Source organism: Martelella lutilitoris (assembly GCF_005924265.1).
In the GTDB taxonomy this organism is placed as follows: domain Bacteria; phylum Pseudomonadota; class Alphaproteobacteria; order Rhizobiales; family Rhizobiaceae; genus Martelella; species Martelella lutilitoris.
The window spans coordinates 426,359-441,726 of the sequence record NZ_VCLB01000003.1 but is presented as its reverse complement, the minus strand read 5'-3'; the positions used below and the strand labels follow the sequence as shown (position 1 = coordinate 441,726).

The window sequence follows — 15,368 nt, the reverse complement described above, 5'->3', positions numbered from 1 at the left end:
GTTATCCCGAAAGGAATCGCGCCGGGAGAGATATCGGTTAGTTGGAGTAGAGACCGACGATCCGGTTCTGCTCAATGATATTGTCCGCATATTTGTCGAGAAACTCTTCGCGCGTGGGCGTGCCCTCGACATTGGTGTCCAGCGCGTAGACCCAGAAGTAATAGTGATGGTCGCCATGGCCGGCCGGCGGCTGCGGTCCGTAATACTGCATGTGACCGGCGCCATTGGGGCCGACGCGATATTTCTCCTGCGCATCCGAAAGATCGGTGGCCTTGGGGTCGATGGCATAGACCGTCCAGTGGGTGAAGCCATGCGCGAGCGGTGCGTCCGGATCATGGCAGATCACGGCCAGTTCCTTGGCGCCTTCCGGCACGCCGCTGACCGTCAGCTTCGGCAGCACATTGCCCTTGTCGCCGGCATGCTTGTCGGCGAGGCGCGAAAGCGGCGCGAAATCGGAAGAGGTGATTTTCAGGTCTTTGATGTTCAGAGGCATGTCGTCTCCTTGGTGTTCTTTCGTTTCAGGCCGTTGCCTTGAGATCGGCATTGAGATCGGCAACGCTTTTTCCGCCCACGCGCTGATGCACGCGACCGCCTGTCGCCACGGCAACACATATCAGGATTTCGTCAGGACGCGGGCCGTCCGGCACGACGAGAGTGAAGGCGTCATAATGGGAGCGGATATAGAGCTCGTCCTTGTGGGCGAGCGGAATATCGATGGCGGTGCCGGCCGAGGCGACCTTGCTGGCGGAAGAGATCCATGCTGCCCCGCCGCCGACGGCTTCGCGCAGCGGGTCGCCGAAAACGGTGGTGACACAGGCTACGACATGCTCCTGCTCGCCGGCGACGCCTGCGATGCCGCCCTTGCCGTAGCTTTCGACCGGGCGGCCGCCCAGCAGGGCAACCGCGCGTTCGCCAAGTGCATAGCCGATGGCGGCCGACGGTGCGGTGAGCGCCGAAAGGTCTTCCACGAACTTGCCCGCGAAGGGGTTCTTGATGATGACGGCTGCTGCGGCCTTGATCAGAGGGGCGGTTGCGTTGCCGCCATCATGCAGCACTTCCTGCGTCGCGCCGTACCAGCCGCGGACCTGATAGTCCTTTTCGACCTGGCTAGAGTAATTCATGAAGGTCTCCTGTAGAGATTTCGTAGGTTTTTCTTATTGCGGCCATGAGTAGACGCGGTTGATCGGGTCGAAGCGGGCGGCGGTCAGCGCTTCCGGGGTGAAGCCGTTGCCATAGGACATGGTGCGGTTGGCGGCATGATCGGCGGACAGCTTCTGGGTGAGGTCGGTGATCGGACGCACCGCCTTTTCCCAATCGGCGAGCGCATCCTCGAGCGATGCACCCGTCTCGATGTCCTGCGCCAGCGTGAAGGCGTTCACCATGCCGCAGCCGGCGCCCTGCGCCAGCGCCGGGCACATGGCGTGGGCGGCATCGCCGACGAGGGCGACCTTGCCGCGCGACCAGGTGTTGAGCTTTGTGGTCTGATAGGTGTCGTAACGCGCGTCCTTGATCTTGGCGGCATCGACCAGGCAGGGTTCGAGGAAGGGGAACATCTCCATCCACACCTCAAGGTCGAGCGGCACCTTGGAGCCGCGCGGATCGGCCGACGGCGCCATCAGGCCGAGATAGAGTTCCCTGTCGTTGCAGGGCGAATAGAGGACGCGCTGCACGCGCGGCCAGTGGTTCCACATGTCGATGGTGTTGTCCCATTCGCCATGGCCGAGCTTGTCCTTGTGGCGCGGGACGATGAGGCGGATGATGCCGTCGGTCGCGCCCCAGCGCTCCTGCTCGAAGCCGAGCGAATCGCGCACCTTGGAGCCGACGCCGTCGGCGCCCACGATCAGATCGCCTTCGACGACCTCGCCGGAGGCCAGCTTGAGGGCGCCGGAGGCTTCCGCGCCGACCGCCTCGGAATTGGTGCGGATTTCAACGCCGACTTCGCGGGCGCGGTTGGCGAGCGCATCATGCAGATGGGCGCGGGTCATGATGCGCCAGGGCAGACCGTTGAAGGTCTCCTTCGACACGGTCTTGTTGTGCATCCAGGTTTCATAGGCCGGCGGCGTGAAGGAATCTTCCAGCACTTCATTCAGGCAGCCGATGCCTTCAAGCACGCGCAGGCCATTGTGCCAGAGATAGATGCCCGCGCCGAAGGCGCGCAATTCCGGGCTCTTCTCGTGGAGGACCACATCCCAGCCGTTCTGGCGGAGCGCGATGGCGGCCGTGAGGCCGGAAAACCCGCCGCCCGCAACCTGCGCGACCCGTGTCTTGTCCGTGGTTTTGTTGATGCTGACCATTTCTCTGTTCCTGTTGATTTTTATCTGGGACGCCGGCCGCTCAGCCGTCGATGAAATTGCGGATCGCGCCGATCGTGACGTCGGGATTGGTCTCGTTGACGTAATGGTCGGCGCCGGGCACGACGACGATGGGCAGGTCCGGGCGCAGGTCGTGGGTCTTTTCAAGCGCCGCGGCGGAGACCAGCTTGCTGTCCGCGCCGCGCATGATCAGAACCGGGCGGGCGACATCGCGGTAGGCGGGGACCAGATCGGCGCGCAGGCCCTCGGCCGTCTGGGCCATGGCGGAGGCGGAGGCCAGCGGGCGCAGGCCGTCCGCAGCCGGGCCGTAGCCGCTTTCCGCGCGAATGCGAATTGCCGGAGCCGGAATGTTCGGATAACGATTGGCGAGATAGGCGACAACGGCCTCGGTATCGGCAAAGGCCTGATCACCCGCATTCACTCTGGCGGAAAGCGAGGCGAAGACCGCGTCCTCGATATAGGGCGTGAAATCGATGGCAACGACAGAGCGGACAAGTTCGGGATGACGCGCGGCGGCGGTGACGGAATTGCGCGATCCGAGCGAGTGTCCGACGAGAATCGCAGGCGCCATGTCGAGCGTCTTGATCAGCGCCGCGATGTCGTCTGCAAAGTCCGCGGCCTCGTAACCGGTTTCCGGCTTGTCCGAACGCCCGTGGCCACGCTGATCCACGGCCACAGTGGTGAACCTGTCGGAAAAGGCATCCATGAGCGGGCCGAAAACGGCGGAGTTCGCGGTGATCCCGTGGAAGAACAGCATGAGCGGGCCGCTGCCCCCGATGCGCACGTTCAAAGTGATGCGGCCGGTGTCGATCCGCCGTTGTTCATACCGGCTTTGGCTGTCCGCCATGTCGAGGTTCCCTTGACGTTTTTAATTGCTTGTTTTCGGCAGGGAACCACGACCGTTATTAGCTGTCAATAAGATTGTAAGACATTCTTGCGTTAATTATTGCAGACAGCATGCGGCCTCATGCTATCCTCCGCGCGCCCGTTCGTGTAGAAAAGCCATGAATATATAATTGGAAGAGCCTTAAGGAAACGCCATGAACCCTGGTCTGGACCTCCGGATCACGCCGAGAACCGTGCAGCAGCAGACAATTGAAAAGCTGAGGCTTGCCATCATCGCCGGGGTGTTCCCGCCGGGCAGCCGTCTGGTCGAGAGCCAGCTTTGCGCCCAGCTCGGCGTCAGCCGCCCGTCGCTTCGCGAGGCGTTGCGCAGCCTGCAGGCCGAGCGGCTGATCGAGATCATCCCGAACCGGGGTCCTTTCGTTCCCAAGCTCTCCTGGGAGGAGGCGACCGAAATCTACGACGTGCGCGAACTTCTGGAGGTCGCTGCGGTGGGACGTTGCGCCGCACGGATCACGCCCGAACAGGTCAAGGAACTGGAAAGAGCGCTGAAGGCTTTCGAACGCGCCCAGAAAAGCGCGGACAGCCTGGAACTGGTGACCACGGCGGCTGAATTCTACGCGATCATTCTGGCCAATTGCGGTAACGCCATTCTCGAGGAAGTCCATCGCGGGCTGGTGGCGCGGATCAGTTTTTTCCGCGGTCGGTCCATGTCGCTTGAAGGCCGTGCCGAAGACAGCCTTCAGGAGATGCGCGACATCTACGATGCGATTGCCGCAGGCGATGAAGAACGCGCGCGCATGGCGGCGCAGCGCCATCTCGATCAGGCCAAGGCGGCGGCTAAGCATGCGATGGAGAGCGAGGGCTGATTGCGTCAGCCCGCCCGGAGTGTGGCGCGAAAACGCGCGTTTTGCCCGGTTTACGGGCATAGGCAGCCTTGAAATTACGGCTCACTGATCCTCCAGAACCTTGCGCGCGGCGCGAAAGCATTCCAGCGCCTGCGGCACGCCGCAATAGATCGCGACGACGTGGATGATGGCGCGGATCTCTTCCTTGGTCACGCCATTGTTGATCGCGCCCTGACAGTGCAGTTCCCATTCATGCATCTTTCCGAGCGCGCCGATCATGGCGAGGTTCATCATCGAGCGCGTCTTCGGCGGGATCACATCGTCGCCCCAGCCAAATCCCCAGCACCACGCCGTCATCGCCTCCTGGAATGGCCGCGTGAAGTCGTCGGCGGCCGCAAGGTTTTTCTCGACATAGTCCGCGCCGAGCGTGCTCTTGCGCTGTTCGAGGCCCTTGAGGAACAGATCTTCGTCGAAAACGCTCATGTCATGTCCTCTCTTCTGTCATTCGTCAGAGGTTACCGTGCGGGCAAAGCTCTCGGCAATGGCCAGAACGGCGGCGTGAATCGGACCCGCCGTCAGGCTGGGTATGACGGAAGCATCCACCACATGGAGATTGTCGAGCGGTTTGAGCCTGAGGTCCGGATCGACAACCGCATGGTCGTCCTTGCCCATCCTTAAGGTGCCGCTGGGGTGGTGATGGGTAATGACTGCCTTGGCGATGAATGCGTCGATTTCGGCCTTGCTGCCGAGAGGACCGGGGGCGAGCTCGCGGTCCCGCCATTCGGCAAGCCTGTCCGCATGCCCGATCGTCCGCGCGGCCTCGAGCGCGCTTCGGAACATGGCGCGGTCATGTTCGGTTTGCAGATAGGCCGGATCGATGATCAGCCGGTCGCCGAGGTTCGGCCCGCTGATGCGCAAGCTGCCGCGGCTGGTCGGGTGGGTGACGCCGAACAGGAGTGAATAGGCCGTGCCCGGTTCGGGTGCGTCAAAGCATTCGGATACGATCGGCGCAACGCCGCAGCCGACCACGATCTCGGGTTGTCCGGCGGCCGTGAAGTCTCCGGCGCGCATATAGGCCATCGATTCGGAGTGCTGAAGGCGCGATGCCGGCAGGGGTTTGCGGGTCGCATAGAGATTGCCGGCGCCGAGCAGATGGTCCTGAAGATTGCGGCCGATCCCCGGCATGTCGATCAGGCAGTCGACCGATGCAGCCTTAAGCACGTCCCGTGGTCCGATCCCGGAGCGCATCAGAAGGGCCGGGCTTTCCAGCGCGCCTGCACACAGCACGATCTGATCGGCAACAATTTCGATCGGGCCTTGCGGGCCGACGCCCTCGATCCGGTTCACCCGGTTGCCATCCATGACCAGCCGCCGCGCCCGCGTTCCGGTGAGAATGCAGAGATTCTTGCGCGCGCGAACCTCCGGCGTCAGCCAGGCCTCGGCGACCGTCACGCGGCGGCCGTCGCGGATGTTGAGTGCATTGGGCGTGACGCCGACCATCCGGCCGTCATTGTGGTGCGGAAGGCGCGGCAGGCCGAGCGAGACGCCGGTCTCGATGAAGGCGCGGGTGAGGGGGCTTACCTCCTCGTCCGGCATGTAGATGGGCATCGGGCCGCTGCTGTCCGGGCGACCTTCAATCGCGCCGAAGACGGGCAGAAGCGCTTCCCAACTCCAGCGGGCATCGCCGGTCGCACCGACCCAGGCCTGATAGTCCTCGGGGTGGCCGCGCATATAACCCATGGCATGAAGGCAGCTTGATCCACCGATCACCTTGCCGCGCGCCCAATGGTGAACCCGGCCATGGGTTCCCGCCTGCGGCTCCGTTAGATAATCCCAGTCAAAGGCGCGGCCCTGAAGCGCCGGCCAGGCGGCGGGCGTCCAGATATCCGGGTCGGAGGGCTCCTCGCCGGCTTCGATCAGCAAAACGCTGCGCGCCGGATTTTCGCTCAGCCGGGCGGCCAGCAGGCTGCCGGCCGAACCGCCGCCGACAATGACCACGTCTGTAGTCATTTGGTCCGCGACGCCGGTCACTGGCAGATCTCCCTGGCGGATGAGGGCGTGGGTTTACGGCCCCCACGCTGTGTGACCTGAAATGTCATGAGGTTCCCCTTTTTTGGCCGGAGCGATGGCGCTTGAGGCGGGTATATTTCCGGCGGAAGCCGGATCATGCTCCTGCTGATTGTTGTTCTTGCATCCGTGCCGAAGACCGGCATTCATTTTTCTGAAAGCGGGCGTCAGCTCCCGCTGTCCATGGACCTCTTCGTCGCTGCCATCGCCTCCAGGATGTGCTTTCCGGCAGCTTTCCTGGCCGCTTTTTCATCACCTGCGGCAATGGCGTCGTAAATTTCCTTCATCTCCGCCAGACTGCTGACTGCGCGCCCTTCCAGCGACATCGAGCGCGAGCGGAAAAGGCTGATCCGGGCGACCAGACCCCGGTGGATTTCCTCCAGGATCGGGTTTCCGCAATTGGCGAGGATGACCGAATAGAAATCTGCGGCAGTGGTCACCCGAGCCAGACTGTCTTCGCTTGAAGCAGCCTTTTCGAATGCCAGAAGGGCCTCTTTCAGCGCCAGCAATTGCTCGCCGGAAATTCTCTGCGAACAGCGTCCGGCCGCCTCGACCTCCAGCAATTCGCGCACCTCGTAGATGGCGGTGACCTCTTCCCATGTGAGCGTGGGTATCGAAGGGCCGCGGTTCGGCACGATGTCTATGAGCCGTTCGGCCGCCAGGCTGCGTAATGCCTCACGGAGCGAAGGGCGGCTGATGCCGAGTTGCACGCAGAGCTGACTTTCGATCAGGCGGCTGCCCGGTTCGAAAACGCCTGAGAAAATCGCAAGCCGCAGCTTCCTGACCGTCTCCTCCTGCACTGTGCGCGGCAACACTCGTAAATTCAGGTCCGGCGGCATTGTGTGAAACCTCATGAGCCCGGGGAGGCCAGCAGCGATATGGGTAATTGCAAGCAAATTTGATCGCGTGAATGCCTTCTTGTCAACTCATAAGAATGAAAGAATGACAGACAATCTGCTTGACGTGGATTTGGTTTATGTCATCCTTCCTTGCAAAGAACGACACCAAGGCAGAGGGCTTGGGAAAAATGGCGGCAATCGCCTCTATCACAGATATGATTATGCGCCGCGTCGCGACGGCACACGTCGTCGCGTCCGCCGGAGGTTGCGCGGCAGCTACCCGCGCCCGTCGCAATCCGGCGCGCGAAGCGCTTCTTCGGAAACTGCCGGACCTACTCGCCCGCGGTAGCGCAGCTCAACCCGGCCTCGTCTCCGCTCTTGCAGGAAAAATGCAGGCTGGCCGCTGCCTTGCCCGCCGTCATCGGCCCCGTCTTCATCGGCCCCGCCGTCATCGGCAGGTCGAGGCGCGCGCGGGCGGCATCGCTGGCGCACCAGATGGCCTCGACGGGCATGCGGTCGTCGGTGGCGTTCATCAGGTTGAGAACGCCTGTCTCGCCATCGTGCCACAGCGTCACCGTCAGCCGGTCGCCAGGCGCGATACGGCCCAGTTCATCGGAATACCAGTGGGCAAGGGCCGCCCGGCAATCAAGCGAGGTGTCGGTCTCATTGGCAATTGAGATTTCCACGGGCTCGGCGCCTTCGGTGCCGTGAACAATGCCCGAATAGGGCACGTAAACTCCGCTCTCGGCCTTTGCCGGAGACGAGGAAACCCAAGCAGACAGGGCAAGAACAACAACAAGTCTGCCAATCGCTTCCGTCCTGAGACGGGAAACTGACAACCATTTAGGGAACAGCATGATGAAAAACCTACTTGCTTCTGTTGCGCTTAGCGTGGTGCTGGGGACTCCGGCGGCCTTTGCCGCGGAGGTTGATACCATAGCCATCCTTACTCCGGAACAAGGGAGTGACTATGGCTGGAACCAGCAGGGCGTCGACGCGGCCAAGGCCGCTGCCGAGGCAACCGGCGTCGAGATCATCGTCGCCGAAGGCCTGGGTTATGGCGATGTCCGCGCGCCGATGCGGGAACTCGCGGCCGATGGCGCCGACCTGATGATCGCCCATGCCAGCGGCTACAACACCGCCGGCCCGGAAATCGCCGAGGAAACCGGCGTGCCTGTCGCGATTGTCGACAGCCCCGACGCTCTGGTGAAGGGACTTGTCGCCGACTACACGCTTTCCGGTCACGAGGGCGCCTATCTTGCCGGCCGTCTGGCCGCCAAGATGACAACCACGGGCACTGTCGGCATCGTCGTCTCCGGCGAGCCGCCGTCCTGGAACTCGCAGTCGGCGGGCTTTGCCGAGGGCGTCCATGCCGAAAACCCGGACGTGAAGATCCTCTATTCGGTCATCGGTCCGGCGGCCTATTCCGATGCCGCTGGCGGCAACCGCGTGACGACGTCGGTCATCGCGGCCGGCGCCGACATCATCTTCGGCCAGGGCAATGGCTCGAGCTTCGGCATGATCCAGGCCGTTGAATCCAACAAGGCTGTCGACGGATCGGACGTGCTTTTCATTGACGTGATCGGCGACAAGTCGGACTTGGACAAGGGGCATCTTCTGACCTCGGTTCTGTGGGACATGACCCCGGTCTACACCGCCATGATCGAGGATCTGAGGGCCGACCAGTTCGGCACCCATGGCTATGCGATCAGCCTTGCGGACGATTCCGTCAAGCTCGTCAAGACGCCGCAGGTCGATGAAGCCGCCTGGACCAAGGTTATGGCGCTGCGCGACCAGATCATTGCGGGCGACATCACGGTCGAGCCGAAGTTCGGTGCGGAAGATGTCCGCGCCCTGGTCACCGTTACCGAGTGAGCGTATCTGTGGCAAATGCAGCGGCAACCCCGACAAACCTGTCCCCGGAAACGGGGGCAGGTGTCATTGGCGTACACGGCGTAACCAAGCGCTTTCCCGGCGTGATCGCGGTCAACAATGTTTCGCTCACATTTCACCCCGGCGAGGTGCATGTTCTTCTTGGCGAGAACGGCGCCGGAAAATCGACGCTGGTCGGCATTCTTTCCGGCCTTCAGCAGCCGGATGAGGGCTACCTTTCGCTCAATGGCGAGAAAACCCGGCTGGCGAGCCCCTCGGCAAGCCTTGATGCCGGCATCAGCACGGTGTTCCAGCATTCCATGCTGGTTCCGACGCTGACGGTTCTGGAAAACCTGACGCTGGGCGCGCCCTGGTATCAGCGTCCGCCCCGCGCGCGGATTGCGGCGCGCATGGAGGAGCTGAAGCGGCAATTCGCGCTGTCTCTGCCGCTCGACGCCATTACCGGCGAGCTTTCGCTGGGCCAGCAGCAGCAGATCGAGATCGCCCGCGCGCTTTTGCGCGACAGCAAGGTGCTGATCCTCGATGAAGCGACATCCATGCTGACGCCCCAGGGCGCGCAGGAGCTTGGCGAGCGGATGCAGCAGCTGGTCAAAAGCGGGCTGGCGGTGATCTTCATCACCCACAAGCTTGCCGAGGCCTATCGCTACGGCAACCGCATATCCGTGCTCAAGCAGGGCGCGCTTGCCGGCGAAATGGGTCCGGAACAATTGAAATCCATGTCCGAGGACGAGGCGGTGGACGAGATCGTCCGTCTGATGTTCGGCCGCGAGGCCGGGGCCACGTCCACCGAACACCGGAAGAGTACGGCCCGCGACAATGTCGCTCTCAGGGTCGAGAACCTGTCGACCGAGGGCGATGCCGATGTCATGGGGCTTCAGGACATTTCGCTGAGCCTCAGAGCCGGCGAGATCGTCGGCGTTGCCGGGATTGACGGCAATGGTCAGAAGCAGCTCGCCGAGGCCATGGCGGGCCAGCGGCCTCTCAAAACCGGACGCGTCGAACTCGACGGCGAGGACATTACCCGCGCCTCCATCGCGCAGCGCCGCCGCAAGGGGCTGCGTTACCTGACGGATGACCGTTTGTCCGAAGGCTCGGTCGCGGCTTTTCCGATTTCGGAAAACACGGTGCTCAAGGATATCGGCCAGCCGCCCTTCTGGGTGAACGGCGTGGAGCGGCCGCACCGCATCATGGAGCATGCACGCGATCTCATCGCACGGTTTTCGGTGAGCACGCCGAGCGAGGTCACCCCGATCGGGCGGCTTTCGGGCGGCAATATCCAGAAGGTGTTGCTGGGGCGCGAACTCTCCGGAGAAGCCCGCGTCGTGGTGTTCAACAAACCCACCTACGGCCTCGACCTCCAGAACATCGATACATCGCGGCAGCGCATCGCCGACATCGCCGAACGCGGCCTTGGCGTGCTGCTGATCTCGACCGATCTCGACGAGCTGATGGCCCTTTCGGACCGCATCGCGGTGATGGAAGGCGGACGCATCCGCGGCATCGTCGAAAACGACGGCAGCGGCGAGGCCCTGCGCCTGCGCATCGGCCGGATGATGGCCGGCGAGGAAGAACACAAGGCGACGGCATGACCATGCAAGACCAAATCAACACGGCGGATACGCCAACCGACAGCGCCGGAGCCAGGCGACCGGTGACCGAGCGCAGTGCGTTCCAGCGCATCCTGACGCTGACCGTCGGCCCGATCATTGCGGCCTTCCTGCTGTCGGCGATCATCCTGGTGCTGGTGGGCGTCAATCCGCTGACCTATTACGGCTACATCCTCGAACGCTCGCTGTTTTCGTCATTGGGCCTGCAGCAGACGGCGACCCGCATGGCGCCGCTGCTGTTTCTCGCCGCCGGCCTGATCGTGGCCTTCCGGGCGGGGATCTGGAACCTTGGCACGGACGGGCAGTTCCTGCTCGGCGCTGTCGCCGCCGCAGCCACCGCGCCGCTTTTGGTCGGTATTCTGCCCGGCTGGGCGGTGCTTCTGGTCGGCTTTCTGCTGGCCGCCCTCGTCGGCGCGCTGTGGTCGGTCATACCGGCGCTGCTCAAGGCCTATCAGGGCGTGAACGAGATCATCACGACGCTGATGATGTCGTTTCTCGGTGTGCTGCTCGCCGCCACGCTGGTCAAGCTCATCTTCCGGGATCCCTCGACCACCGTGCCGCAGACCCGCACTTTGCCGGTGGACGACCGCCTGCCGCGGCTGTTCGACACCTCGATTTCGAGCGGGTTGATCTGGGGGCTGATCGCCGTTCTGGCCGTGCATCTGATGATGACCCGCACCTCCTTCGGTCTGCGGTTGCGGATGGTGGGCGCAAACCCCGTGGCCGCCACCCATGCTGGCCTCTCGGTGCCGCTCCTGACCATGGCGACCTTCGGGCTTTCGGCCGGCTTGGCCGGGCTCGCCGGCGCTTCCGAGATCCTCGGGGTTGCCGGCAATGTGCCGGCCAACTGGAACCCCGCCTATGGGCTGATGGTCATCCCGCTGGTGTTTCTCGCCCGCTTCAACGGCTTTGGCGCGATCGTGCTGGTGTTCTTCTATTCGGCGCTGATGATCGGCAGCGAGAGCGCCGCGCGCCGTCTCGGCGTGCCGCAGAACTTCACCCTCGTCCTGGTCGCGAGCCTGCTGATCTGCCTTGGGCTCGGCGAATATATCGATCAGCACAAACGCAAGAAGGAGCGTTGAGATGAGCGGATTGCTAACCGAGGCGTTCCTGTCGTCTCTTCTCACGGGTGCGATCATTGCCGCCATCCCGATGCTTCTGGCCGGTCTTGGCGAGCAGATGTCGGAAAAGGCGGGCGTGCTCAATATCGGCATTGAAGGCATGATGCTGATGGGGGCCTATATGGGCTTTCTCGTGGCCTTCAGGACCGAATCCCTGTGGCTCGGTTTTCTCGGCGGCATCCTTGGCGGCGTGCTGGTTGCCATCGTCATGGCCGTGCTCTGCGTGCGTCTGGGGCTGAACCAGATCGTGATCGGCATCGGCCTCACGCTCGGGGTCGAGGGGCTCACCGCGCTGCTTCATCATTTCCAGTTCTCGCGCACCTATCCGCGCCTGCCGGCACCCGAGCGACTGAACATTCCCGGATTGACCGATCTGCCGGTGATCGGACCGTCGCTGTTCGGCCGTCATCTGATCGTCTATCTCGCGCTGCTGGCGGTCGCGGTGCTGGCGTTTCTCTACCGGCGCACCAATCTCGGCATGACCTTGCGCGCTGCCGGCGAGCGTCCGGCGGCACTGGATGTGGCCGGCGGCAATGTGCTCGGCATCCGCGTTTTCGCGGTGCTGTTCACCGGCGCGATGGCGGGGCTTGGCGGCGCCTATCTCGCCAATATCGGGGCAGGGCTGTTTCTTCCCTTCATGACCGGCGGGGCGGGCTTCATCGGCATCGTGCTTGCCATGCTGGCACGGGGCCGACCGCTCTGGGTGCTGATCGGCTCGCTGATTTTCGGCGCGGCCCTTTCCCTGACCACAGCGCTCCAGGTCGCGGGATCGAACATTCCGACCGACGTCATCCAGATGCTGCCGTTTGCGGCGGTGATGCTGGTGCTCGTGCTTTTCGGACGCCGGGCGAAACTGCCTGCAGCGCTCGGCGCTGCCTACGAACGCGGCGCCCGGTAAAGGGCGTCATCCACCCATTGCGGGTCCGGGAGAGGACCTGACAAACTTATAGGAGAAGTGACATGGCTGACACCAAGGTCTTCCTGCTCGACGGCGGCTCGCTGGTGCTCGACGGTTTCCATATCTGGTGGAACAAGGGGCCGGGCGGCGAGGTTCGCTTTCCCGTCTATTCCGTGCTTGTCGATCATCCCAAGGGCAAGTTCCTGATCGATACCGGCTATGATTTCGACCACGTGCAGAAGGTGCTGCCGTTCGAAAAGCCGCAGCAGACCAAGGAGCAGACCATTCCCGGCGCGCTCAAGCTTCTGGGGCTGGAGCCGAAGGACATCGACGTCCTGTTCAACTCGCATTTCCATTTCGACCATGTCGGCGGCAACAAGTTCTTCCCCGACGCCAAGAAGATCTGCCACAAGGACGAACTCCCCCAGGCCGCCAAGTGCCAGCCGTTCGAGGTGCTGGGCTATTCCGACCTCGCCTTCTCCACGGAGGTGGCGGAAGCGCGCGGCATGACCGACCAACTCGGCGCCGGACAGACGGCCGCCAACACGAAGTTCGAGTTGATCGAGGGCGATGTCGAACTCGCCCCGGGCGTGACGCTGCTCTACACGCCGGGCCATACCGTCGGGCACTATTCGTTGCTGGTGGAATTCGACACCCGCCGTCCGCTGCTGCTGACCCTCGATGCCGCCTATACCCGCAAGAACTACGAGCACGACATCAATGCGGGCTTCCACATCGATCCCGTGGCAGGCGTCAATTCCATGCGCCGCCTGAAGGAGATCGAGACGGCGAAGGACGCCGAGGTTCTGTTCAGCCACGATCCGGAGAGCTTCAAGGACTACAAGACCGGCGTCAATTTCTACGGCTGAGGAGGGCCAGATGAAATATCCTGAAACCAAACCGCCGGTCTTCACCCTGACGGCCGGCCCCGTGGACGCCTACCCGGAAGTGCTGCGCGCGCTCGGCACCACCGTGCTCTACGATTACGATCCGGCCTTCCAGGCCTTCTTCGAGGAACTGACCCTGAAGGCACAGGAAGCGCTCGGCTGCGATCTGCCGCCGCTGATCCTGCAGGGTGAGCCGGTGCTGGCGCTGGAAGGAGCTGCCGCGTCGCTGATTGCCAAGGATGACGTGGTCCTCAACCTCGCCTCCGGCGTCTATGGCAAGGGCTTCGGCTACTGGGCCGCGCGCTATGCCAAAAAGGTCGAGGAGATCGAGGTGCCTTATAACACCGCGATCGACCCCGAAGACGTCCGCGCCTTCCTCAAGGCGCATCCCGAGGTCAGGATCGTCTGCGTTTGCAACCACGACACGCCGTCGGGCACGCTCAACGATATCGACGCGATCGGCGCGGTGGTTGCCGAAGCGGGCGCGCTGCTGCTGGTCGATGCGGTCTCCTCCTGGGCCGGCATGCCCACGAGCCCGACGTCGAGCCAGGCAGCGATTTACGTCACCGGCCCGAACAAGTGCCTCGGCTGCCCGCCCTCGCTCTCGCTGGTCGCCGTATCCGAAGCGGCATGGGCCAAGATCGAGGCCAATCCGGATGCGCCGTTTGCCTCCATGCTGAGCTTCACCGACTGGAAGAACGCCTGGAAGAAGACCGAGCCCTTCCCGTTCACGCCGTCGGTGGCGGAACTCAATGGCCTGAACGCAGCACTCGACCGCTATCTCGAAGAAGGCCCGGAAGCCGTGTGGAAGCGTCACGCGGTAACGGCCAAGGTCTGCCGGGAAGGCATCAAGGCCATGGGGATTGAACTCTGGCCGGTCTCCGAGGAGATCGCCTCGCCGACCGCCACGGCAGTGAAGATGCCCGATGGCATCGACGCCGGTCCGGTGCTGGCGGAGGCGCGGGCGCGCTACGGCATTTCCATGTCGGCGGGACGGGCGGAAACGCTCGGCAAGCTGATCCGCATCGGCCATATGGGCCCGACCGCGCAGCCGGCTTACGCGCTTCTGGCCGTCGCCGCGATGGGCGGTGCGCTGAAGGCATTGGGCGCCAGGGTGGATGTAACGGCCGGACTTGCCGCGGCACAGGCCGCCTGGGACGCGGCAATCGACGCATAGAGCCGAAAACGGCGATAATGAAAGGAAAGAGGGAATGAGTACCAGTCTTGAAGGCCGTAAGGCCGTTGTCACCGGGGCCGCACAAGGCATCGGCAAGGCCATCGCCAGGGCGCTGGCGGAAGCCGGCGCAAAGGTCGTGATCTCCGATATCAACGGCGACGGCGCGAAGGCCGCCGCCGCGGAGATCGGCCACGGCGCGGTTGGCGTGACCTGCGATTCCACCAAGGCGGACGAGGTCGAAAAGATGCTGGAAGACGCCGCCGAGGACGGCGCCATCGATATTCTCGTCAACAACGCCTCTATCGTCCCCTATATTGCCTGGGACGATGTGGATCTGGCCCACTGGCAGAAGATCATCGACACCAATCTGACGAGCGTGTTCATCGCCAGCCGCAAGGCGACCGACATGATGCGCGCCGCCGGCCGCAAGGGCACGGTGCTCAACATCGCGTCGAACGCCTTTTATGCCGGCACGCCGAACATGTCCGCCTATGTGGCGGCCAAGGGCGGCGTGGTCGGCTTCACCCGCGCGCTGGCGACCGAAGTCGGAAAATACGGCATCCGCGTCAATGCGGTCACCCCGGGGCTGATCGAGTCCGACGGCGTGAAGGCGAGCCCGCATGCCGAAAGCTTTGGTTTCGTCGAGATGCTCCAGGCCATGCCCGGCAAGGGCCAGCCCGCCGACATCGCCAAGGTCGTGGCCTTCCTCGTCTCCGACGACGCAGGCTGGATGACCGGCCAGTGCGTCAACGTCGATGCCGGCATGATCCGATTGTAAGGTCAGCTTTGGCGCAGGCCGGGCACGGCATTGTCGCGCAGCCCGGCCGTTCTCACGGGTTCCCGGTCGCCGTCTGGTCGTCCGGACAGAGGGAGCGC

At 63.5% G+C, this 15,368-nt stretch carries 16 protein-coding genes; 8 read left to right on the top strand and 8 right to left on the bottom strand.

From position 1 onward, the window contains the following. Positions 1-37: 37 nt before the first annotated feature. Genes FF124_RS07065 through FF124_RS07050 form a run of 4 tightly spaced genes read right to left on the bottom strand, consistent with a single transcriptional unit; the run spans position 38 to position 3,159 of the window. On the bottom strand, positions 38-493 hold the full coding sequence (locus tag FF124_RS07065) for a YbhB/YbcL family Raf kinase inhibitor-like protein (protein ID WP_138747774.1): 456 nt from the start codon (positions 491-493) through the stop codon (positions 38-40). A gap of 25 nt (positions 494-518) precedes the next feature. Then, complete coding sequence (locus FF124_RS07060) at positions 519-1,121, bottom strand: amino acid synthesis family protein (RefSeq protein WP_138747773.1); 603 nt, start codon at positions 1,119-1,121, stop codon at positions 519-521. 33 nt (positions 1,122-1,154) lie between these two features. Then, positions 1,155-2,294 carry an FAD-dependent oxidoreductase gene (locus FF124_RS07055; protein ID WP_138747772.1) on the bottom strand — a complete coding sequence of 380 codons (1,140 nt, stop codon included), beginning with the start codon at positions 2,292-2,294 and terminating at the stop codon, positions 1,155-1,157. Positions 2,295-2,334: 40 nt separating this feature from the next. Then, on the bottom strand, positions 2,335-3,159 hold the full coding sequence (locus tag FF124_RS07050) for an alpha/beta fold hydrolase (RefSeq protein WP_138747771.1): 825 nt from the start codon (positions 3,157-3,159) through the stop codon (positions 2,335-2,337). A gap of 193 nt (positions 3,160-3,352) precedes the next feature. Here FF124_RS07050 and FF124_RS07045 point away from each other — a divergent pair, with 193 nt between their 5' ends. Continuing rightward, positions 3,353-4,024 carry a GntR family transcriptional regulator gene (locus FF124_RS07045; RefSeq protein ID WP_138747770.1) on the top strand — a complete coding sequence of 224 codons (672 nt, stop codon included), beginning with the start codon at positions 3,353-3,355 and terminating at the stop codon, positions 4,022-4,024. Between the two features lie 81 nt (positions 4,025-4,105). Here the strand turns inward: FF124_RS07045 and FF124_RS07040 are convergent, their stop codons facing one another. The 4 genes from FF124_RS07040 to FF124_RS07025 all read right to left on the bottom strand — a co-directional run bounded on the left by FF124_RS07040 (position 4,106) and on the right by FF124_RS07025 (position 7,640). Beyond that, a complete protein-coding gene (locus FF124_RS07040; protein ID WP_138747769.1) occupies positions 4,106-4,486 on the bottom strand; it encodes a carboxymuconolactone decarboxylase family protein in 381 nt (126 codons plus the stop codon). 18 nt (positions 4,487-4,504) lie between these two features. Beyond that, the gene (locus FF124_RS07035) at positions 4,505-6,013 is read right to left on the bottom strand and encodes a GMC family oxidoreductase (protein WP_138747768.1); all 1,509 of its coding nucleotides are present in this window, start codon (positions 6,011-6,013) and stop codon (positions 4,505-4,507) included. Positions 6,014-6,237: 224 nt separating this feature from the next. Further along, positions 6,238-6,909 (bottom strand): GntR family transcriptional regulator, encoded by a 672-nt coding sequence (locus FF124_RS07030; protein ID WP_138747767.1) that lies wholly within the window; start codon positions 6,907-6,909, stop codon positions 6,238-6,240. Positions 6,910-7,241: 332 nt separating this feature from the next. Beyond that, on the bottom strand, positions 7,242-7,640 hold the full coding sequence (locus FF124_RS07025) for a hypothetical protein (RefSeq protein ID WP_138747766.1): 399 nt from the start codon (positions 7,638-7,640) through the stop codon (positions 7,242-7,244). Between the two features lie 127 nt (positions 7,641-7,767). Between FF124_RS07025 and FF124_RS07020 the strand changes: the two genes are divergently transcribed. The 7 genes from FF124_RS07020 to pldH all read left to right on the top strand — a co-directional run bounded on the left by FF124_RS07020 (position 7,768) and on the right by pldH (position 15,270). Beyond that, the gene (locus FF124_RS07020; RefSeq protein ID WP_246072251.1) at positions 7,768-8,784 is read left to right on the top strand and encodes a putative B6 ABC transporter substrate-binding protein; all 1,017 of its coding nucleotides are present in this window, start codon (positions 7,768-7,770) and stop codon (positions 8,782-8,784) included. Positions 8,785-8,792: 8 nt separating this feature from the next. Next, entirely contained in the window at positions 8,793-10,391 is a 1,599-nt protein-coding gene (locus tag FF124_RS07015) for a putative B6 ABC transporter ATP-binding protein (RefSeq protein ID WP_246072250.1), read from the top strand. Then, complete coding sequence (locus FF124_RS07010; RefSeq protein ID WP_246072248.1) at positions 10,388-11,491, top strand: putative B6 ABC transporter permease subunit 2; 1,104 nt, start codon at positions 10,388-10,390, stop codon at positions 11,489-11,491. Before FF124_RS07015 ends, FF124_RS07010 begins: the two co-directional genes overlap by 4 nt. Before the next feature lies 1 nt (position 11,492). Further along, complete coding sequence (locus tag FF124_RS07005; protein ID WP_138747764.1) at positions 11,493-12,428, top strand: putative B6 ABC transporter permease subunit 1; 936 nt, start codon at positions 11,493-11,495, stop codon at positions 12,426-12,428. Positions 12,429-12,490: 62 nt separating this feature from the next. Then, positions 12,491-13,297, top strand: coding sequence for a 4-pyridoxolactonase (gene pldA / locus FF124_RS07000; RefSeq protein ID WP_138747763.1), 807 nt, complete (start codon positions 12,491-12,493; stop codon positions 13,295-13,297). A 10-nt stretch (positions 13,298-13,307) separates the two neighbouring features. After that, entirely contained in the window at positions 13,308-14,492 is a 1,185-nt protein-coding gene (gene ppaT / locus FF124_RS06995) for a pyridoxamine--pyruvate transaminase (protein ID WP_138747762.1), read from the top strand. Positions 14,493-14,526: 34 nt separating this feature from the next. After that, on the top strand, positions 14,527-15,270 hold the full coding sequence (pldH, locus tag FF124_RS06990; RefSeq protein WP_138747761.1) for a pyridoxal 4-dehydrogenase, SDR-type: 744 nt from the start codon (positions 14,527-14,529) through the stop codon (positions 15,268-15,270). The last annotated feature ends 98 nt before the right edge of the window (positions 15,271-15,368 follow it).